The sequence below is a fragment of the Francisella sp. Scap27 genome (assembly GCF_013394105.1).
GTDB classification, from domain to species: domain Bacteria; phylum Pseudomonadota; class Gammaproteobacteria; order Francisellales; family Francisellaceae; genus Francisella; species Francisella adeliensis.
Window position 1 is genome coordinate 450,880 of the sequence record NZ_CP041326.1, and the last position, 19,792, is coordinate 470,671.

A 19,792-nucleotide genomic window follows, 5' to 3' on the forward strand; every position below is an offset into this window, starting at 1 on the left:
CTTTAATTCTCTTTTTTAATTTTGTTATAGATAGTGTTATAGCCATTTGTTCCGTAAGTAAGACACCTAGCAACCCTGCTAATAGTTGTTAAGCTAACACCTGTTTCAGCATGGATTTGTCGGTATGGTTTATCTTCTTTTAGTTCTTTGACCACTCTCCAACGGGCAGCCATAGCCATCAAATCAACAGGAGTACATAAATCCTCAAGAAAAAGTTTAGCTTCTTCAACCGATTCAAAATTAGTGAAAACTTCATAAAGCTTATGTAAATTTTTTTCGTTATCTTTTATTTCAGACATTCATAATAAAACAATGTATTAATGTATTAACATAGTAGTACACAATATCAAGCATTACAAACAAATATCGAAATAAATTCAGTTTTTTTTGAAAAAATAGAAGTCTTTGTTGAGGGTGGTATAACAGGATATTTAATTTATTGTATTATCTTGTAGAGGTTATTATTTTATATGACAAATTTAAAATAATTATTTAGAACTTTAAAGGACTCTTTACTCTTCCAATTCAATACCATTTGTTTCAGGCATCTTAGCTACTATTATTACAATTATTATAGAGGCTAAAATCGCATATAATGCTGGTGCCATTGAACCAAAGTACAAAATCAATAATCCTGAGATTAACGGTACAGTTCCACCAAGTAGTGCATTACTAATATTATAACCTGTAGCTACACCACTAAATCTCAAATGCGTAGGGAAAAGTTCATTAATCGTTACTACAAATGTAGCTGTAGCCGCTGATATAAATAACATCAGTATGCACATCATAATACATGTAAGAACAGGTGAATTTGCACTATTGATGATATACAGACTTGGATATATAAGAACACCTATAGCGGTACAAGAAGTTAAAAGAACTTTTTTACGACCAATCTTATCAGATATAAACCCCCAAAGTGGTGCTGTTGAAAAATAACAAATAGATGCAATCATAGTCATAAGCATCGCCATGTTTGTTGAATAGTCCAAACCTCCTTCAAGCATCGATGGAATAAACGCTGAAAGCATATAATAAACGATCCCTAAATACCCAGCTAAAGCAAATACTACAAATATCTGATATGGATATTCTTTAATTGCAGAAACTACAGGCGTATCATCTAAGGCACCATCTTCTTTAGCTTTTAAGTATTCAGGGGATTCATCTTGTAAAAACTGCATTACTAATACTATCAAGGCCATAATTGTACCTATAATAAAACAAGCTCTCCAACCATACGCATGCATTTGTGAATCAGTTAAGTAATATGAAAATATAAAAACTATAACTGTGCCTAAAAATACTCCAAACCCAGAAAAGAAGGTTCCAAATGCCGTTACCAATCCTCTTTTATCATCAGGAGCTTGTTCGCTTAATATCGCTAAAACACCATTATATTCACCACCGATTGAGAAACCTTGTATCATCCTAGCAAAAACTATTAGTAGTACTGAGAATACCCCGATACTTTGATAGCTTGGTGTAAATGCTATTATAGCTGTTGATATTGCCATTAATGCAACTGTAATTATTAGGACACTTTTTCTACCTAGCTTATCGCCTAGATTTCCAAAAAATATACCACCTACAGGCCTCATCAAATAACCTGCAGCAAACATGCCAAATGTTTTTATCATCGCAACAGTAGAATCACTCTCGGGGAAAAAAGCTGCTGATATGTATACCGTAACATAAGCAAATAGAGCAAAATCAAAGTATTCAACACTTGTTGCTAAACCAGCAAAAATGACATTTTTAGGGGAAATATTCTTTTGCATTTTCATTTAATTTTAAATAGTTTTGACTAATACTATAAGACAATGATTTATTTTGCAAAAAAACTCTTATAATATTTAACTAATAACCAAATAAATACATAAAACCATGTTTAAAAACAAAAAACTCTTGCTCTCAATATGCCTAACACTACCAAGCTTCATTTTTGCTAATGATAATTCATTTAACCTAAAGACATTAGAACAACAACAGAATGCTGTAGCAAATATTCAATATAATACAAATGTTTCCTCCTCTGATGAAAACAATGGAGCTACTACAAAACGTGGAGACCCAGCTGATGCGATGAAATCTTTAGCTAGTGCCAGTGAAATGTCTAAAGATAATTTATACCTATATAATCAACTAATGATGTCATTAGGTAATCTACAAGTTTTAAATAACCATATTGATCAAGCTAAAGCTACTTTCACAAAACTTGGAAGTATAAACTCTAACAAAAATCCTATACTACAAGTTTATTTAACAGCATACTCACTACTATGGAACCCTGTAAAATATAAAAATGACCTAAATATTTTAAAAGCTTCTAAATGGCAAAAAATGCCACATTATATAAAAGCTATCGAAACTGCAGAAAATAGTTTTGATATAAAGTTAAACACCTCTGTTGATAAACTTCCAAAACTTGATCAAAATCGTCTAGCAATAGTTGTTTTAGGATATGCTTTAAATGATGATGGTACTACGACAGATATTCTTACTGATAGACTAAAAAAGGTTCTTGATGCTTACCATAACTACCCTAATGCTATAATCATAGTGAGTGGTGGTGCCGCTCGTAACGGTACGACCGAATCATATCAAATGAAGCAATGGTTGATTAAACATAAAGTTCCCAGTAACAAAATCATTCAAGAAGATCAATCTATTAGCACCGTAACAAATGGCTTAAACACTATCGAAATATTTAAGAAAATAAACAGACCTATTCAAGATATTTTGCTAATTTCTAGTGATTCTCATACTCGTAGAGCAACAGCTATATTTGAGCAAGCAATAGCTAATTCTCAAATGCCAATTAAAGTCAACAACCTTGTTGCAAGCACAAAACAATATGACATAGATAAACCTGCTAATAAACAAGAACAAGCACTAATTATAGTAGATACTTTAAGAACTGCTGGGCTTTGGGAAATGCCTGGTATGGTCTTTTAGTATCAAAATAATCATAATCCTTAATCGCTTATTTATTTTATTAAAAAACTCTTATATTATCTGTATAAGAGCTAAACAACTAATGCTTAAAGTATGAAATTTATAAATAAACATTTTTTATTAATATATTTATTTATATTTGCAATGATAGGGAATAGCTATTCTGCTGAAGAGATTATTGCTCCAGAATTAACAACTATAGATCTCGAACAACAAGCAATTGAAAATGTTCGCAATAGTAAGCTTAACCACGAACTTGCTGATCAATATCTAAATAAAGCTCTAAATGTAATACAGATAGCTGTAAAAAAAGCTGATACTGATAGCAATGAGTTTTTACGGCTTGGACTTTCCTTATTTTCGCTACAAATAGATACTGAAAGATACAAGGAAGCTGGGATAACATTACAAATGCTGGTTCAAAAATTTCCAGAAAATCCAATTATTCAAGTTTATAAAACAGCGTATTCAAATGTATTTGAGTTTAGTGATTATAGAAAATCTTTATCAGGATTAAAAGAATCATCATGGTCTAGAATGCCAGTATTCTTAAACTCTTTTGATATAATTACAAAAAGTTTTAACTTACATATAAACACTAGATCTAACCAGATATCTATACCTCAGAAATCCACTCCTGTAATCATAATTCTAGGATCTCCTTTAAACCCTGATGGCTCACTTAATAATCCACTGATAAAAAGCTTAACCAAGGGTAAACTTGCCTACGAGAGATTTCCTAACTCAAAGATTATTGTCACTGGTGGCAGAGCTAAATCTGGAGTCACAGAATCATATAAAATGAAGCAATGGCTAGTTAATAACAAAATACCTAAAAATCAAATAATCATGGAAGATCAGTCCTATGATTTAGTATGGCAAACTATGAATACCTTCAAAATATTAAAAGGTTTAAACCCTAAAGCTTCTGATATTATAATAATTACATCTGCATCAAAAATCAGAAATGCTAATGCTGTATTTAAACAAGAAGCATTTGATAACAATATGCTTGATCTTAGACTGCATAATCTAGCTACTGAATCAAAAAAATATAACATTTATGACTCTCTTAGTTACGCTGAAAAAGTATTGATAATAAAAGATACTCTTAGGGCCGCAGGCATTTGGATGATGCCTGGAATGAGTTTTTAAAATAATTTCTATAAAAATATGGAGTAAAACAATATTATGAGTAAAATAAATTTTTTCAATAACCGTGAACTATTTAAACAGCATCTAAATTTTACAGGTTCAGCTGAACAGCCAAAAAGAATGGACATCGTAGATTTAGCAAAACAAAAAGCTGAAAAAAACAACCTAATTAACAACCACAAAATACTTCCAGAAAATTTTTCTGATGAATTTTTAACGTATTTAAATCAAATCCACTCTAGTAAACATATTTCTGAAATCACCAATTCTCCGAAATATTTAACTTCAACGTACCCACTTAAAGCATTCACACAGACATTTGATACTGCTATTAAAAACAATCAAATATCTTTTTATGCTATGCGCCCTCCTGGCCATCATAGTTTTGATGGTGGTATCTGTAAAGATGATGATTTTGATGGCGGTTATCAAGTTGGCGAAGGCTTCTGTTATTTCAATAATATTGCATTTGCAAGTATGCTAGCGAACATCAAATACAGTAAAAAATCGATACTGATCATAGACTGGGATTACCATCATGGTAATGGTACTCAAAGTGTCCTTTTTGATATTAAAGACAACAGTATCAAAGCTAGGTTCAAAGATTTTGAAACTTATTTCATATCATTTCATAATGCTACGATTTACCCATATAATGAGGATCCTGATTTAGAGCCTGATAATTACGCTACAGTATGTGGTAAAGCTAATAACTCAAATAGTTTTATTAAAAACATACACACTTCAAAAAAAGATTATATAGATAGCATTTTTCTGCCTAAATTTTATAAAACTATAGATGAAGCTTTTGAAAATATTAGTCCTGATTTAGTTTTCATCTCAGCTGGGTTTGATGCTAGACATGGTGATCCAATAGCCAAATTCACCAAAGACGAAGGTTTAAGTGATAATGCGTATCTACAGATGACTAAATATCTAAAATCAAAACTTAAAAATTCTAAAAATGATGCTCCGATTATATCTTTGCTTGAAGGTGGTTATAATGTTACTGATTCAGGGTTTTCTGAAGCTGTATTTCAACACCTTAAAGGGTTGTACGAGAACGAATAATTGATGGGTATCATCAAATTTATAGGCTGTGTGCTACTCGTAATTAGCTGTATGATCGGTGGTGGAATATTGGCGCTGCCTATAGTAGCAAACCAGCTTGGTCTCTTAACAACCTTTATACTAATGCTCTTTGCATATATTGTTATGCTTTTTTCTGGATTTTTAATCGTTGATTTAAGTTCGAAACTTCCTCTTTATAAAAACAATTTCTGTTCTATAGCTGAGGATAGTTTCGGAAAGTATGCTCGATATATCATTATGCTTTCTTTTGCAATCACACTCTATAGCGTATTAACTGCATACATAAATACAAGCCCAGATATCTTTCTAAACACTATTTTTAAAGGGGTTTATATTCCCTACCAAAATAAAGTGTTGAGTCTTTTTTTTACGATAGTATTTGGAACGCTAGTAGTTTTAGGTGTTAAATATGCAGAGAAACTAAACTCTTTAGTAATGATTGCTAAACTTACATTTTTAGTAGTCGCCGTAATATTTTTAAACCTTAATATTTCGAGTTTTGCAAACTATGACTTAAAAAAAATTGAACATCTATCTCAGGGATTTTCTGTAATTATATTAGTTTTTTCTTATCAATCAATAATTCCCAGTCTGGTAAATTATATCGGAAGAGATAACACTAAACAGCTGAAGCTAATACTTACAATAGCTACGACTATTACTCTTGTTGTAAGTTTACTTTGGATAAATGCGATAGTTAGCTTAGTTGAACCTTATGGGAGTAAATACCATAATCAACTAACTCTTGGACAGATTCTAGAAATAATTGATACTTACAACTTCAGTAGTTTCATAACCGCTTTTCTAAAAGCTTTTTTCAACATAACTTTAATAGCTTCATTTATAGCTTTATCTGTTGCATTCATAGATTTTCTAATCGATTCATTCAAACTAAAATACACTTTATTAAATAGATTCTACTGTGGAATTATTGGGTTTACGCCATGCTGGCTAGTTGCAAATTTCTATGAAAACTTATTCGTCAAAGCGATAGCTATTTCGGGCTTTAGTGGACTATTTTTTGCACTTTTGCTACCGTCATTAGCATCATTTAAACAATACAAATCACAACGAAAATACTCTCCAACACAGTTTTGTTTCAAATTATTGATGGTTGTTCTAAGTGTATTAATTATAATGATTATAGCTTTAGGTATGATTTAAACAGATATCAGAGGTTTATTTAATGTCTTCAAAAAACTCATTTTATTCGATAGCTCACCAGGTAAATAAACCTGAAAATATCTGTAAAGTACTTCCTTATTATTCTGGATTAGAGATAGATATAGCCTATAGTGCTTCTAAAAAACAATGGGTGGTTGCTCATCATGATTTTAATAATACAAAGCATTATTCTCTAGAGGATTGGTTAACTAGTTTTAAGCAGCTCTATAGTAAGCGCGAATCAAAACTCTCTATACTATGGTTAGACATTAAGACCCTTGATGACAACAATATAAAAGATATGCTATCTACTATAAATAAACATATCCCTAAAAATATCAGTATTATTTATGACTTGGGTAGACCTCTTAATATTATCAACAAAAATTTTAGTTACAAAAATATTATAAATAATCTACGAGAGATTGATAGCGTTGGATGTTGGATAACAAAAGAAGACCTCAACCTTGTTAGTAAAGTCAAGAATCAACTGATCACTGATAAAGTTAAAAACACAATCATTAGCTATGGAGAAGTAGTAGATATAGACTTAGAAGTACTATATAAACTTTGCGAAATTAATAAAAAATTACAAACTCCTTTTTCAAAAGTGTTTGTCTGGAATATTCAATATATAAAAGAAATTGATGAGCTTATAGCTTGGCAAGAAATTTCGGGGATGATTATTGGCTACAAAAAGCAAATGTGGAATGATGGTTGTTTAGATCAGTTAAAATATTTAAATGATTTAAAAGTAAAATTTAATCGTAACACCCCTACTACTTTTGATAAGGATTAAGAGAAGCTATTAGCTAATATTTTTTTCTTTTCTAGTAGCTAAAAACACCGCAACTGTGATAGCTAAAATAAACGGCATTATAAATGATTCTATAATAGTAACTATTATATTTTGAAGACTTGATTCTAATGGGTTAATTTCGACACTTAGACTCTTCAAACTATAGACTAAACCTACTGTAATCAATGATTTAATAATCATTAATGCTAGTATACTAACAGATACTTTGATCATATAAAAAGTATCTGACTTTAAAAGAGAGAAATTTGACTTAATTGCATCAAATACATTCTTCTGTTCAAGAAGCACATTTGGAAAAACAGTAACAAAAAGTAGGATAGCTAAAAACATACCTATATACTGCAAAAACATTGTAAACATGCTCATAATAATCATAGATAGGAAAAATGCTCCTATAAAAGCGAATACTCTCTTAGAAAATATCTGAAGAGATAGTTTTAAAGCATCTGATTGTTTCATTTTTTGCTTTATGAAGATACCTTGTAAAAGTAAGATCATTGCATAAACAAATATTGTTGCAACTACAATAACTATCATCATTAAGGCTAAAACTTCTCCCGGAGGGAAGTTAGCAGGTATTTCTTTGCCTTCATTCTCTATAAATTCTAACATTCCATGATTCATCATATAAACCATGCAAAATTCTGAGATAAATGACAACATAAAAGCTAAAGCAAAAGCGATCTTAAAAGATCTCTTATATATATTAACTGCAAGAGATATTGTTTCTTTATAATTTAAACTACTCATTAATCAAACCATTTTTATTATTTTGACAGCGTAAAATATACCATAATTTTAAAACTTTGTGGCTAGATTCGTAACTTTATAACCAAAAAAACTTGTAAAAAATCTAACGCTCCCCATATTTATATAATAGATTTATACAAAGCCTACAAACAAATAAGGTAAATGATATGGAAATAATGAAAGGTACTACTATTCTTTGCGTAAGAAAAGGTGACAAAGTTGTAATTGGTGGTGATGGCCAAGCTACTTTAGGTCATACTATTGCAAAAGATAATATCGTAAAAGTTAGACAATTAAACGGTGGTAAAGTACTTACTGGTTTCGCTGGATCTACTGCAGATGCATTCACTCTATTTGAAAAATTTGAACAAAAGTTAGAGTTTTATCAAGGTAATCTTGAAAGAGCAGCTGTTGAAATGGTTCGTGAGTGGCGCTTAGATAGAATGTTGAGTAAACTTGAGGCTATGATTATAGTTGCTGATGAAAACAAGTCTCTACTAATTTCTGGTGTTGGTGATGTAATGGCAGCAGATAAAAATGAGATTATATCTATAGGTTCAGGATCGACTTATGCTCGTTCTGCAGCAACAGCTTTAATCGAAAACACAGATTTATCAGCTGAAGAAGTGGTTAAAAAAAGCCTTACAATAGCTGCTGACACTTGTATTTACACAAACCACAACTTTACTATAGAAAGTTTAGATAATAAGAAGGATGCTTAAATTATGACACAAGTATTAACTCCTAAAAAGATTGTACACGAGTTAGAAAGACATATCATTGGTCAAAGTGATGCTAAAAAGGCAGTGGCTATTGCCCTTAGAAATAGATGGAGAAGAATGAATCTAGAAGGCGATATGCGCCAAGAAGTTACTCCAAAGAATATCTTAATGATAGGCCCAACAGGTGTTGGTAAGACTGAAATTGCACGAAGACTGGCAAAACTTGCTGATGCTCCTTTCATAAAAGTTGAAGCTACTAAATTTACAGAAGTTGGTTATGTTGGTAAAGATGTAGAATCTATAATCCGTGATCTTGTAGAAATGGCTGTAAAGATGAAACGTGAAGATGCCAAAAAAATGTATCAAGATAAAGCAGAAGTTCAGGCCGAGGAAAGAATCCTTGATGTACTTCTACCTCCTGCACGCCCTGCTGAGTCAAAAGTTGGCTTTGGTAATGAGCCTGTTGATGAACATGCTAAAAAAGATAAAGATAACTCAACTCGTGAAATATTTAGAAAGAAAATCCGTAATGGTGAACTTGATGATAAAGAAATTGAGATTGAAGTTTCAGCTGCTCCTAAACAAATTGGTGTAATGGGACCTCCAGGCATGGAAGATATGACAAGTCAAATTCAAGATTTATTTTCTAATCTAAGTAGTGATAAGAAAAAATCTAAGAAAATGAAAATCAAAGATGCTTTAAAACTTGTAAAAGATGAAGAAGCTGCAAAACTAGTTAATGAAGAAGAGATTAAAGCCAGTGCTTTAGAATCTGTTGAACAAAATGGTATTGTTTTCTTAGATGAAATTGACAAAGTTTGTAAAAAATCTAGCAATAATGGTGGTGATGTATCTCGTGAAGGTGTTCAGCGTGACTTACTACCTCTAGTTGAAGGCTCAACAGTATCTACTAAGCATGGTATGATCAAAACAGACCATATATTATTTATAGCATCTGGTGCTTTCCATGTAGCAAAACCTTCTGACCTTATCCCTGAACTTCAAGGTAGACTACCAATTCGTGTAGAGCTTAGATCTTTAGAAATAGCAGATTTTGTTAGAATTCTTAAAGAGCCTGATTGTTCAATCTTAAAGCAATATATAGCTTTAATGAAAACAGAAGGTTTAGAGTTGAGCTTTGAAGATGACGCAATAAAACGCATAGCTGAGATTTCTCATGGAGTTAATGAAGAAGTTGAAAATATCGGTGCTAGAAGACTTCATACTGTAATGGAAAAACTTCTTGAAGAAATATCTTTTGATGCTCCAGAACTTGAAGATAAAACTATAAACATAACAACTAAATATGTTGATGATAAATTAGGAAATCTTGTTAAAAATAAAGACCTAAGTCAATATATCCTATAATACTCTTTCCTAACTTTCTTAGATTTATTTCTAATAATTTGCTTATTTTATCTAGTTTTTATAAACTCTAGGTGTTATTTACTATACTTATAATCAACATGCTAGATAAATATAAAACCCCTCTAAATACTCAAACAAAGTTTATACTTTCAACGTCAGGAAGTAACTCTTCTATTACTAGACATAATAATGCTATGCATGAACTAGGTTTAAACCTGTGTTACTTCACATTTGAGGGAGAAATTGATGCTAAAACTTATACAGATGCGATAAAAGCGCCTTTTGTAAATGGTGGTACCGTCACAGCTCAAAATGGCCTTAAATCAAAAATTATACCTTTTCTAGACTATGTAGAACCTCTTGCTAAAGAAACCTTAGCTGTAAATACTGTTATAAATAAAAACGGTAAATTACACGGCTATAACACTGATTGCTTTGGTCTACATACAGCTTTAACTAACGGCATTAAAAAATCAAAACAAGATATCAAAACAGCTGTGATATATGGCAATGGTGGAGTTTCTGGTGTTGCCTTTAAAGTTCTTCAAGATTTAGACATAAAAGTTACAATGATTGGCAGAAATCCTAAAAAGGTTGAACAAAAGAAAAAAGAACTTGGTGTAGAAAACATACCTCACTTTGAAGGTCCGTACGATTTAGTAGTAGACGCAACCCCAATATCAGCTTCTGCTAGTCTTGAACAAAACACTCTATTTATTGACTTAGTAAAAAACTCAAAAGTCACATTTTGTCACAATATGCCCGAAAAAGATAGCAATAAAAACCACCTACAAGAGTATTGTAACAATAATGGAATCTTTTATATATCAGGTAAAGATATGTATGCTGCTCAACTTATAAAACAATACAGCTTATACTTTCAAAATTTTGACTCTAATTTAAATATCTCACAAGCTGATATTGTAAAAGCGTGGAACTTATAGAATGTTTAATTAAAATATAGGAATAAAGAGAAATCGTATTCACAACTTATACTTTATAGTTAACAAACCTCACTACGGTTTCTACCTTTCTCTTTGGCATCATATAATGCCTTATCAGCATTATGAAGACAGTCAGCGATATTTTCTGAGCCGTTACTATCAGCTATACCACAACTTATAGTATATGACATGTCATCACCATTAAAACTAACAATTTGTTTTTCTACACTTTTACGCAATCGTTCTGCAATTTTCAAAGCATCCTGCTTATCAGAATCTACAATCAATATAGCAAACTCTTCTCCACCAAGTCTAACTCCAGTATCATCATCACGACAATATTCTTTTATAATCTCTGCAAGGTCTTTAATAACCTCATCTCCATGAGCATGAGAATACGTGTCGTTGACATTTTTAAAAAAATCAATATCTATCATCACTAAAGCATACTCTTGTGCTTTTTTTCTGTGATCATCGTAACTTTGAGTTATAGAATCAAAACCTCGTCTATTAAAAAGCTCTGTAAGAGCATCTTTCTCAGCTGCTTCTCTATGTGCAATTTCAGCTTCTTTCAATTTTGTTATATCATGATGTATACCTGCAAAGTGTGTAACATCATCTCTAAAGCCAAGACTAAGGGGGAATATTGATAAATCTACCCAGTATCTTTCGCCATTTTTTCTATAATTAAGAAGAGTGGTTTTTACTGATTTGTTTTTTTCAATTGCCTGTTTTAATGTAAATAAACGCCTTTGATCTGTATCTTTACCTTGTAATATTTTAGGAGTATTTCCAATAAGCTCTTTTTTTGTATAACCCGTTAGTTTTTTAAAAAAGTCATTAACATAAACTATTTTTGGTCCATTTAATTTTGAATCGTTTTTAGCAGTTGTAATAATCATAGCATCAGTTGCTTTATCCACAATTTGCTGAAATGGCAATCGATATTTTTCAGTAACATCTACAAATGTACTGACTACTCTTCCATGATCAGAATAAGCTTTTACCCAAATCCAAACATTTGATTCGCCTTCAGGGTATTCAATCCCCAATAACATTTCACAACTTTCTTCTTGACCATTATAAACAAGGCTAGATGGCCGTTTATCATTATCAACAGCATCACCACTAGCATCAACTATCCTCCAATTTATTTCAAAAAGATTTTTTCCTAGTAGGTCATCACTATCTATTTTTAAAATATTACAAGCAGATTTGTTAACATAAATAACCGACGCATCTGGACCATAAACAATAACACCTGAATAGATATTATCTAACAACTTAGTAATACACAGGCTTTTCATAATTTAAGGAGTCTTCTTACAAGCTCATAGCTAGGATAATTTAATTCTTAAATTTAAATATACTCTATAATTTTAACTATTACTATTTTTTTAGCATAAAAAATATCTTGTATATAAGTAAAGTTAATGGCCACAAGCAGTAAACTGCGATAGTATTTATAGCCCTCAACATATACTAATCGAATAACTATAGATAATATCTCGCTTCATTAAAAGAAAATTATAACCTACTTAAATCATAATAAAACAATTAGTAGTTAACTAACTTTTCAAATTTTAATTGCAGCTCATTTTTAGTTTCTAAATTATTTGGGTCAATAATTATACAATCAACTGGACATACTTCAATACACTGAGAGTCTGAAAAGTGCCCTACGCACTCTGTACATTTATCAGGATCAATCTCAAAACACTCTTCACCTTGGGATATAGCCTCATTTGGGCATTCAGGCTCACATAAATCACAATTAATACAAAAATCTTTTATTAGTAATGCCATACTAGTTTTTATATTTTTTCTCTAATTCTCTAAATACACATTCAGGAACAAACCCACTAACTCTTTTATAGTTATTTAAAGCTACAGCTCGTACAAGAGTCGATGAAATACAAGAGTACTTTTCACTTGGAGTAAAAAATATTGTCTGAATATCACTATTCAATTTGCTATTCATACTAGCCATTTGATACTCATAATCAAAATCTGATACGGCTCTTAAACCTCTAACTATGGCACAAGCATCATGATCTGATGCATGATCAACTAAGAGACCAGAAAAACCAATCACTTTTACCTTAGGATTACTTGCAAAAACTAGTTCAATAAGACTTACTCGTTGCTCAAGATCAAATAAAGTATTTTTACCATAAGCAGTAGATACTGAAACAACAATCTCATCAAACATGCTCAATGCTCTTTCAACAAGATCTACATGACCATTTGTAATAGGATCAAATGTACCGGGATATACAGCTATTTTTTTCATGTGATTAATTCTTATATGAATTTTAGTAATTATAACTTGGTAAAGATAGTTTTGAAATATTTATAAGGTTTAGGACATTAAAAAAGTCCAAGCTCCAGTTTAGCTTCTTCTGTCATAAGCTCAGAGTTCCATGGTGGATCAAAAACCATAACTACATCAACCTTATCAACATTTGGTAGCATTGCAACACGTTTTTCAACATCTGTCATCAATACTGGACCCATACCACAACCTGGTGCAGTAAGTGTCATATCTATAATCACATGAAAATTACCACTTTCAAGCTTCCTCGTAATCACATTATATATAAGACCTAGATCAACTATATTTACAGGTATTTCAGGGTCATAAACAGTCTTCATCTGATCCCATACTGCATCCATATTAATAGGATCACCAGCTTTAATATTATACTCTTCTACTGGATATTTAACTACCTGCTTGCCTATCGCATCAGCATCTTTACCATCCAGATGAAGAAGGTTACCATTTGCATTTACTGTAAAACTACCACCCTTATCTTGAGTTACCAAAACCTCTTGCCCTGGCATAAGCTCAACCTTATCACCAAATGGTACAGCTACTGCTTCAACCTGTCTTCTTACTATCGTTACATCTGTTGTTTTCATTTTTAAATTTATTCCTATAATTTCTATACAGTAAAACTTTCACCACAACCACATCGAGCAGACTCATTAGGGTTGGTATATTCTAGTTTATATAGTCCAAACTCATGCTTAACATAATCAATATTTACACCACTTAAGAAATCCATAGATTTATTTGATACAAAAAATCTCAAACCATGCTGGCTAACTTCTGTTGTATCTTTAGGCTCTTCAGCCACAAAATCTAAATCATAAGCTAATCCAGAACAGCCCATCATTTTCGTACCTATAAATATACCAACACAATCATTATGCTTTTCAAGATGTTTCTTAAAATGTTTCGTAGCAGCTTCTGTTACAGTTATTATATTATTAGGGTTAAATACTTCAACCATACTAAACCTCTTTTATATTTTTATTTTAATTGATTAATTACTCTATTTAGAGCTTTAATAAATAAGTCTACTTCAGCGACTGTATTATACATTCCTAAAGACATTCTTACAGTAGCATTTATGCCAAACCTATATAATAAAGGATGAGCACAATGCTTACCCGTACGCACACATACTCCTTTAATAGATAATAACTCACCAATATCACCAGCATTACAACCATCAACTATAAAGGTTATAACGCCTGCTTTATGCTTAGCTTCACCGATTATTTTGAAGCCATCTATTTCTTTTAACTCCTGCGTTGCGTACTTCAGGAGCTTTTGTTCAGCTTTTTCAATTTCGTTCATACCAATAGAATTTACATATTCTATAGCTACACCAAGACCTATTACACCAACTATATCTGGTGTACCTGCCTCAAACTTATATGGTGGTTTTGCAAATGTAGTTCTAGCAATAGTAACATCTTCAACCATATCACCACCATAGTTAAACGGTGCCAGCTCTTCAAGTAAATTATATTTACCATAAAGCACTCCCACACCTGTCGGTCCATAAAGCTTATGACTCGAAAATACAAAAAAATCACAATCTAAATCTTGAACATCAACTTTCGAATGTATAACAGCTTGCGCTCCATCGACTAGAATTAGTGTGTTTGGATTTATTTTTCTGACATTTTTCACAATTTCTTTAATAGGATTTATAGTCCCTAATACATTAGAGCATAAGGTAATTGCCAATACTTTTGTTTTAGCTGTGATTTTAGAATATAAATCTTCTAAATCAAGCTCACCATTATCTGTTACTTTTACTACTTTAAAATTAAGGTTTTGACGCTTAGCTAACATTTGCCACGGAACAAAATTAGCATGATGTTCCATTTCTGTAACAACCAGTTCATCACCCTTTACCAAATGACTTTGACTTAGAGAATTAGCAATTAAGTTAATTGCTTCTGTAGTACCTTTTGTAAATACTATCTCTTCTTGTTTTTTTGCATTTATAAATTTTTGTACTAAAGTTCTTACACTTTCAAATTTATCACTAGCTTCTTGACTAAGAAAATACACTCCTCGATGGACATTTGCATACCCAAAAGCATATGCTTGAGACACTGCATCAATAACAGCCTGAGGCTTCTGTGCTGACGCACCAGTATCAAAAAAAACTACTGGTTTATCATTAATATTTTGAGCTAAAAATGGAAAATCGCCACGGATTTCATCTATATCGTACATAATCTTTCAAAAGTTTTACAAATCAACCCAATTATACTAAATTAGTATCATATTACTAGTATATTTTATATTTCCATACCATTACCCTTAACCTATATTACTGATTAAAATTAAGTTGATCAGATTCGATTTTCTTCTATATCTATACTAGTTATTATGGTAATTTTAAGAATATAATAGACAATTATTGTAAATACTACTAAGAGAGAAATATATGTATAGGTTATTAAGTTCATTATGTGTTGTTGCAATTTTAGGTGGGTGCTCTATAGTTCCAGATATCCCAAATGATCCAGCTAAAAAAGAAATAAGTCAGACTTTACCGCCTAAATACTTAAGTATTGATGGGTTTAGAAGTTGCTTAAATATCCAAACCAAAGGATTAGCTAATTTTTATTGTATGCCTAAAACAAAACCAGAAGACTGTAGAAAATCTACTTGGACTGCAATAAACAACCTAAAAGGTTCAGAAAAAATACCTGCTTGTTCTGAAGCAAATGATAATAATCAAAGTTAGATTTTTCTAAAGAAAATTTCTATTATTTAGACTGAGATAGTAAGTATTGTGTAAGTAATGGAACTGGTCTACCACTAGCTTTACAGTTAGCAAAATCACCCATTGCAGAGCCTGCGATATCAAGATGAGCCCACTCATAATCTTCTGTAAACTTTGATAAGAAAAGACCTGCAACTATTGAACCTGCTGATCTATCTCTACCACAGTTATCCATATCTGCTACTTTACTGTCTAATTTTTTCATATAAGGTTTATGAAGAGGTAGTCTCCAAACAAGATCATTTGAAACCTGTGAAGCTTGCTTTAAGCTGCTTGCAAGTTTATCACTGTTAGCAAACATACCAGTAAAAGCATCTCCTAAAGAGGTAATCATAGCACCTGTAAGCGTTGCCATATTTATCACTGTTTTTGGCTTATATTTACCAACATAAGTTAAAGTATCACATAATACTAATCGACCTTCTGCATCAGTATTACTAACTTCTACTGTCAAACCTTTCATAGTTTTAAGAACATCTCCAGGACGATATGATCTTGCATCAACAGCATTTTCAGCTAAACCCATCACACCAACAACATTTATTGGTAGGTTGAGCATCGCAAGAGTTTTCATTGTACCCATTACCGCAGCTGCACCACCCATATCCATTTTCATAGAGTCCATGCCTGCTGCACCCTTGATGCAAATACCGCCATTATCAAACACTAAGCCTTTCCCTACAAGAACTATCGGAGCATCATCATTACCAGTACCGTTATATTCCATACATACGGTATAGTTTGACATATCAGAACCACGACCCACTGCTAATGCACATCCCATACCTAACTCAGCCATTTGTTCTTCATCTAAATAATCTAACTCAAAAGTATCGTACTTAGCAGTAAGCTCACGAGCTTCATTTAACATATAGTCTGTATTACAAATGTTAGCTGGTAGATTTTGTAAATCTTTAGCATAATTTTGACCACAAGCAATTGCTAAACCAATTTTAGTAGCTTGCTCAATATCTTGCTGACCACCATATACAAGCTCTATATTTTCTAGTTCATAATCCTCTTTAGTAGTCTTTAATTCATCAAAAATATATGATTCAGAGATTAATGCTCTTACAGTTTCGCGAGCAAACCCAGCAACATCACCATTTACAAGAGCATAATCAATCGAAACTGCAACTTCTTCAATATTTAATTTTTTTAACTGAGCTGCTGCATTTGCCATAGCTTTATCGTATTCGCTTTGTAAAAAATCTGGTCTAGATCCTAATCCAAGTAATACAACAGTACGATCACCATGCAAAAGAGGTAATACTTCACCAAACTTTGCTTTAAACACTTTTCTATCAAGTAAGGCTTTAGAGTTTGGACATTTTGTATCATTGATTAGTTTTTGAAGATTTTCTTCTGCTACTATTATAAGCTCTGCTTGTAAAGTTGCTGTATCTGTTACTGTTAATTTCATATAACCTCGGTAATTTTATTAAACGACAAAATCATCATATCAAAAAATAGTATTATTTGTAATTAATTTTGTATATCTAGACAAGTAAACAGCTGACTTTTCAATAGAAAAACTATAAAATTGTTATCAGCTTATGAGACTAAAGGGTCTAAATTTTGATTTTAAATAAATATTACAACAAAGACATCGTCAACACCTTTACATCTATAACTTTGTTTATTATATCTATAGTTTCTGCAAACTTACTAATTCGTTTGTTCCAAAAAGCTTATTCACAGGGGCTTGGGCTTGATTCAATTTTAAAATTCATTATTTTAACATTACCCGAGAATGTTACTCTTATAGCGCCAATAGCTCTATTTCTTGCTATAGTTACTTGTTTTGGCAAATACTTCGCTAATAATGAAATGTTCGTAACTTTAGCTGGTGGTGTGACATGGATGGAGATGGTGAAAAACACCCTAAAACCAACATTCCTACTTACTATAATTGTGTTCTTCACAACTATGTTTTTAATCCCCTTAGCAAAACAAACCTCAGACATTTTCCAAACATCTCTATCAGCAAAAGCTCTACTTTCATCAATTACTGATGGGAAAATCATTAATGCTCCTGATGGTAGAGTTTTTTATATAAACAGTAAAAATAGCAATAATCTTAATAAAATTTTCATGTATCAAAGACTTGAAAACAGTAAAGAATACAAAATCCTCACGTCTCCAACAGCTAGTATAGAGTCAAACAAAAGTGCCGCTTTCATAGATTTCAAAAAAGCTCATATCTATACCAGAGATACAGACTCTTTTAAATCAAGCTATGGAACAGCTGATAAAGCTATTTATACAATTTATGATAATTCTATAAGGGATTATAATCATGAACGTATGGATAGAAAGTTTATGGGGGAGCTTATAGCAAAATCTTTTGAAGGTCAGCGTAAATATACAGCTGAATTATTTGCAAGATTAAATAACTGCATATCCATCATAGTAGCTGGTCTAATAGCTATTTCAATGTGTCAGCTAAGACCTAGACAAAACAAATATGCTAAACTTTTACCATCAGTTGTAGTTCTAGCTATTTATTTGTGTAGCAACATGTTTATAAATACTTCTATGGGCTCAGGTGGTGTTCCTCCATGGATTGGTATATGGTTACCACACATATTTTTTATAATTTTTGCAATAAAAGCAATTAGAAAGCAAAATGGCTCATCAATAAAAGGATAAACTATGTTATTAAACCGAATTGATCGCTATATTTTTAAGACAGTTTTTAGTAGCTTCTTAATTGTGACTATAATTTTTTGTATTCTTTTCTTTATCTTCACATATCTAGCTCAAGTAAGTAATGACGAAACTGGCTCATCAACTTTTGATTTAATTTTAATCACTTTATACCAGCTACCAGGCATTCTTTATACCCTCTTACCAGCATGTGCTATGGTTGGAGCCTTGATGGGCTTGAGCTTATTAGCAAATAGTTCCGAAATAATTATTTTAAGAGCTTCTGGTTTCTCTACAGCACAAATATCTAAAGGTGTAGTCTTAGTTGGTATTATAGGCTCAATGGCTACTGTCTTGTTTGGAGGATATATCGCCCCTGTATTACAAAAACTTTCAGATACAAGTAAGGTTGCTTATAATACTCATAACATTTGGCTTAAAACTCCAAACGGTATTATGCATATTGGTGAAATTGACTCTAAGAAACAAGTTGCTCTTGATATTAGAAAATTCATAATTAAAGATAACGAACTAAAAGAGATTCGTTTTGCTGAAAAAGCAAAGTATACAAATGATAATAGCGCAGATGTTTTTAATATAAGTAAAGTAGTATTTCCTAATAAAGATGCTGAAAAAGGTATTGATGTATCAACTAAGATTAAACAAGATAAGTGGGAGAATCCACTACCTCTTTCTGTAGCTCAAGTTATTACAATAAATGATAATGACTATTTAAACTTTACTCAACTCTCTAAATTTATGTTCTCTAATTCACAGGCTAATGATAGCTCTTTAAACCTAAAGTTCTGGCAAGAAGTTTTTCAGCCATTATCTCTAATGGTGCTGATACTTCTAGCCGTCCCTTTAAGCATAGGATCAACCAGATCTTCAACTTTGATAGTTAAATTATTGCTTGGTGCGTTTTTTGGGTTTGCGTTCTTTATATTTAACCAAATATTTGGTCCTATTTCGCTTATTTTACATTTACCACCAATATTAGGAGCTGCAGCACCTACATTCATAGCAATATGCTTACTAATATTTTTATTTATGAAGGCTAAAGAAACATAA

The 19,792-nt window shown here is 31.7% G+C and carries 21 protein-coding genes; 11 read left to right on the forward strand and 10 right to left on the reverse strand.

What is annotated here, in order from left to right; genetic code table 11:
* Positions 1-2: 2 nt before the first annotated feature.
* Together FLM55_RS02150 and FLM55_RS02155 are read right to left on the reverse strand one after the other, a co-directional pair.
* Entirely contained in the window at positions 3-299 is a 297-nt protein-coding gene (locus FLM55_RS02150) for a YerC/YecD family TrpR-related protein (RefSeq protein ID WP_178947805.1), read from the reverse strand.
* Between the two features lie 213 nt (positions 300-512).
* A complete protein-coding gene (locus FLM55_RS02155; protein WP_178947806.1) occupies positions 513-1,784 on the reverse strand; it encodes an MFS transporter in 1,272 nt (423 codons plus the stop codon).
* A 106-nt stretch (positions 1,785-1,890) separates the two neighbouring features.
* Between FLM55_RS02155 and FLM55_RS02160 the strand changes: the two genes are divergently transcribed.
* The 5 genes from FLM55_RS02160 to FLM55_RS02180 all read left to right on the forward strand — a co-directional run bounded on the left by FLM55_RS02160 (position 1,891) and on the right by FLM55_RS02180 (position 7,171).
* Positions 1,891-2,961, forward strand: coding sequence for a YdcF family protein (locus FLM55_RS02160; protein ID WP_178947807.1), 1,071 nt, complete (start codon positions 1,891-1,893; stop codon positions 2,959-2,961).
* A 93-nt stretch (positions 2,962-3,054) separates the two neighbouring features.
* Complete coding sequence (locus FLM55_RS02165; protein ID WP_178947808.1) at positions 3,055-4,116, forward strand: YdcF family protein; 1,062 nt, start codon at positions 3,055-3,057, stop codon at positions 4,114-4,116.
* A gap of 36 nt (positions 4,117-4,152) precedes the next feature.
* Positions 4,153-5,187 (forward strand): hypothetical protein, encoded by a 1,035-nt coding sequence (locus FLM55_RS02170; RefSeq protein WP_178947809.1) that lies wholly within the window; start codon positions 4,153-4,155, stop codon positions 5,185-5,187.
* A 3-nt stretch (positions 5,188-5,190) separates the two neighbouring features.
* On the forward strand, positions 5,191-6,372 hold the full coding sequence (locus FLM55_RS02175; protein WP_178947810.1) for an aromatic amino acid transport family protein: 1,182 nt from the start codon (positions 5,191-5,193) through the stop codon (positions 6,370-6,372).
* Between the two features lie 22 nt (positions 6,373-6,394).
* Positions 6,395-7,171, forward strand: coding sequence for a hypothetical protein (locus tag FLM55_RS02180; RefSeq protein ID WP_178947811.1), 777 nt, complete (start codon positions 6,395-6,397; stop codon positions 7,169-7,171).
* A 9-nt stretch (positions 7,172-7,180) separates the two neighbouring features.
* Here FLM55_RS02180 and FLM55_RS02185 read toward each other — a convergent pair whose 3' ends face one another.
* On the reverse strand, positions 7,181-7,942 hold the full coding sequence (locus FLM55_RS02185) for a hypothetical protein (RefSeq protein WP_178947812.1): 762 nt from the start codon (positions 7,940-7,942) through the stop codon (positions 7,181-7,183).
* Positions 7,943-8,109: 167 nt separating this feature from the next.
* Between FLM55_RS02185 and hslV the strand changes: the two genes are divergently transcribed.
* The 3 genes from hslV to FLM55_RS02200 all read left to right on the forward strand — a co-directional run bounded on the left by hslV (position 8,110) and on the right by FLM55_RS02200 (position 10,976).
* Positions 8,110-8,664, forward strand: coding sequence for an ATP-dependent protease subunit HslV (gene hslV, locus FLM55_RS02190; protein WP_112869770.1), 555 nt, complete (start codon positions 8,110-8,112; stop codon positions 8,662-8,664).
* Between the two features lie 3 nt (positions 8,665-8,667).
* Positions 8,668-10,032, forward strand: coding sequence for an ATP-dependent protease ATPase subunit HslU (hslU, locus tag FLM55_RS02195; RefSeq protein WP_178947813.1), 1,365 nt, complete (start codon positions 8,668-8,670; stop codon positions 10,030-10,032).
* Between the two features lie 98 nt (positions 10,033-10,130).
* The gene (locus tag FLM55_RS02200; protein WP_178947814.1) at positions 10,131-10,976 is read left to right on the forward strand and encodes a shikimate dehydrogenase; all 846 of its coding nucleotides are present in this window, start codon (positions 10,131-10,133) and stop codon (positions 10,974-10,976) included.
* 59 nt (positions 10,977-11,035) lie between these two features.
* Here FLM55_RS02200 and FLM55_RS02205 read toward each other — a convergent pair whose 3' ends face one another.
* From FLM55_RS02205 to FLM55_RS02230, 6 genes are all read right to left on the reverse strand, one after another.
* Positions 11,036-12,283: a diguanylate cyclase gene (locus tag FLM55_RS02205; RefSeq protein WP_178947815.1), complete on the reverse strand. Its 1,248-nt coding sequence runs from the start codon at positions 12,281-12,283 to the stop codon at positions 11,036-11,038.
* A 250-nt stretch (positions 12,284-12,533) separates the two neighbouring features.
* Positions 12,534-12,782: a YfhL family 4Fe-4S dicluster ferredoxin gene (locus FLM55_RS02210; RefSeq protein ID WP_112869766.1), complete on the reverse strand. Its 249-nt coding sequence runs from the start codon at positions 12,780-12,782 to the stop codon at positions 12,534-12,536.
* A gap of 1 nt (position 12,783) precedes the next feature.
* Positions 12,784-13,269, reverse strand: coding sequence for a pantetheine-phosphate adenylyltransferase (coaD, locus tag FLM55_RS02215; protein WP_178947816.1), 486 nt, complete (start codon positions 13,267-13,269; stop codon positions 12,784-12,786).
* A 77-nt stretch (positions 13,270-13,346) separates the two neighbouring features.
* Positions 13,347-13,898 carry a putative Fe-S cluster assembly protein SufT gene (gene sufT / locus FLM55_RS02220; protein ID WP_112869764.1) on the reverse strand — a complete coding sequence of 184 codons (552 nt, stop codon included), beginning with the start codon at positions 13,896-13,898 and terminating at the stop codon, positions 13,347-13,349.
* A 23-nt stretch (positions 13,899-13,921) separates the two neighbouring features.
* Entirely contained in the window at positions 13,922-14,272 is a 351-nt protein-coding gene (locus FLM55_RS02225) for an iron-sulfur cluster assembly accessory protein (RefSeq protein WP_178947817.1), read from the reverse strand.
* A 20-nt stretch (positions 14,273-14,292) separates the two neighbouring features.
* Positions 14,293-15,516, reverse strand: a complete 1,224-nt coding sequence (locus tag FLM55_RS02230) for an aminotransferase class V-fold PLP-dependent enzyme (protein WP_178947818.1) — start codon at positions 15,514-15,516, stop codon at positions 14,293-14,295.
* 214 nt (positions 15,517-15,730) lie between these two features.
* Here FLM55_RS02230 and FLM55_RS02235 point away from each other — a divergent pair, with 214 nt between their 5' ends.
* Positions 15,731-16,033: a hypothetical protein gene (locus tag FLM55_RS02235; RefSeq protein ID WP_178947819.1), complete on the forward strand. Its 303-nt coding sequence runs from the start codon at positions 15,731-15,733 to the stop codon at positions 16,031-16,033.
* A gap of 22 nt (positions 16,034-16,055) precedes the next feature.
* Here FLM55_RS02235 and FLM55_RS02240 read toward each other — a convergent pair whose 3' ends face one another.
* On the reverse strand, positions 16,056-17,495 hold the full coding sequence (locus FLM55_RS02240; protein ID WP_112869760.1) for a leucyl aminopeptidase: 1,440 nt from the start codon (positions 17,493-17,495) through the stop codon (positions 16,056-16,058).
* Positions 17,496-17,650: 155 nt separating this feature from the next.
* Here FLM55_RS02240 and lptF point away from each other — a divergent pair, with 155 nt between their 5' ends.
* Together lptF and lptG are read left to right on the forward strand one after the other, a co-directional pair.
* Positions 17,651-18,724: an LPS export ABC transporter permease LptF gene (gene lptF / locus FLM55_RS02245; protein ID WP_178947820.1), complete on the forward strand. Its 1,074-nt coding sequence runs from the start codon at positions 17,651-17,653 to the stop codon at positions 18,722-18,724.
* 3 nt (positions 18,725-18,727) lie between these two features.
* Positions 18,728-19,792 carry an LPS export ABC transporter permease LptG gene (gene lptG / locus FLM55_RS02250; protein ID WP_178947821.1) on the forward strand — a complete coding sequence of 355 codons (1,065 nt, stop codon included), beginning with the start codon at positions 18,728-18,730 and terminating at the stop codon, positions 19,790-19,792.

What these genes read in the sequence shown, in the direction of transcription:
- FLM55_RS02200 (WP_178947814.1), top strand. Translation starts at nt 10,131, where the DNA reads ATGCTAGATAAATATAAAACCCCTCTAAATACTCAAACAAAGTTTATA.
- coaD (WP_178947816.1), bottom strand. Translation starts at nt 13,269, where the DNA reads ATGAAAAAAATAGCTGTATATCCCGGTACATTTGATCCTATTACAAAT.
- FLM55_RS02160 (WP_178947807.1), top strand. Translation starts at nt 1,891, where the DNA reads ATGTTTAAAAACAAAAAACTCTTGCTCTCAATATGCCTAACACTACCA.
- lptG (WP_178947821.1), top strand. Translation starts at nt 18,728, where the DNA reads ATGTTATTAAACCGAATTGATCGCTATATTTTTAAGACAGTTTTTAGT.
- FLM55_RS02150 (WP_178947805.1), bottom strand. Translation starts at nt 299, where the DNA reads ATGTCTGAAATAAAAGATAACGAAAAAAATTTACATAAGCTTTATGAA.
- FLM55_RS02180 (WP_178947811.1), top strand. Translation starts at nt 6,395, where the DNA reads ATGTCTTCAAAAAACTCATTTTATTCGATAGCTCACCAGGTAAATAAA.
- FLM55_RS02185 (WP_178947812.1), bottom strand. Translation starts at nt 7,942, where the DNA reads ATGAGTAGTTTAAATTATAAAGAAACAATATCTCTTGCAGTTAATATA.
- FLM55_RS02230 (WP_178947818.1), bottom strand. Translation starts at nt 15,516, where the DNA reads ATGTACGATATAGATGAAATCCGTGGCGATTTTCCATTTTTAGCTCAA.
- sufT (WP_112869764.1), bottom strand. Translation starts at nt 13,898, where the DNA reads ATGAAAACAACAGATGTAACGATAGTAAGAAGACAGGTTGAAGCAGTA.
- FLM55_RS02175 (WP_178947810.1), top strand. Translation starts at nt 5,191, where the DNA reads ATGGGTATCATCAAATTTATAGGCTGTGTGCTACTCGTAATTAGCTGT.
- hslU (WP_178947813.1), top strand. Translation starts at nt 8,668, where the DNA reads ATGACACAAGTATTAACTCCTAAAAAGATTGTACACGAGTTAGAAAGA.
- FLM55_RS02165 (WP_178947808.1), top strand. Translation starts at nt 3,055, where the DNA reads ATGAAATTTATAAATAAACATTTTTTATTAATATATTTATTTATATTT.
- FLM55_RS02210 (WP_112869766.1), bottom strand. Translation starts at nt 12,782, where the DNA reads ATGGCATTACTAATAAAAGATTTTTGTATTAATTGTGATTTATGTGAG.
- FLM55_RS02240 (WP_112869760.1), bottom strand. Translation starts at nt 17,495, where the DNA reads ATGAAATTAACAGTAACAGATACAGCAACTTTACAAGCAGAGCTTATA.
- FLM55_RS02170 (WP_178947809.1), top strand. Translation starts at nt 4,153, where the DNA reads ATGAGTAAAATAAATTTTTTCAATAACCGTGAACTATTTAAACAGCAT.
- hslV (WP_112869770.1), top strand. Translation starts at nt 8,110, where the DNA reads ATGGAAATAATGAAAGGTACTACTATTCTTTGCGTAAGAAAAGGTGAC.
- FLM55_RS02225 (WP_178947817.1), bottom strand. Translation starts at nt 14,272, where the DNA reads ATGGTTGAAGTATTTAACCCTAATAATATAATAACTGTAACAGAAGCT.
- FLM55_RS02155 (WP_178947806.1), bottom strand. Translation starts at nt 1,784, where the DNA reads ATGCAAAAGAATATTTCCCCTAAAAATGTCATTTTTGCTGGTTTAGCA.
- FLM55_RS02205 (WP_178947815.1), bottom strand. Translation starts at nt 12,283, where the DNA reads ATGAAAAGCCTGTGTATTACTAAGTTGTTAGATAATATCTATTCAGGT.
- FLM55_RS02235 (WP_178947819.1), top strand. Translation starts at nt 15,731, where the DNA reads ATGTATAGGTTATTAAGTTCATTATGTGTTGTTGCAATTTTAGGTGGG.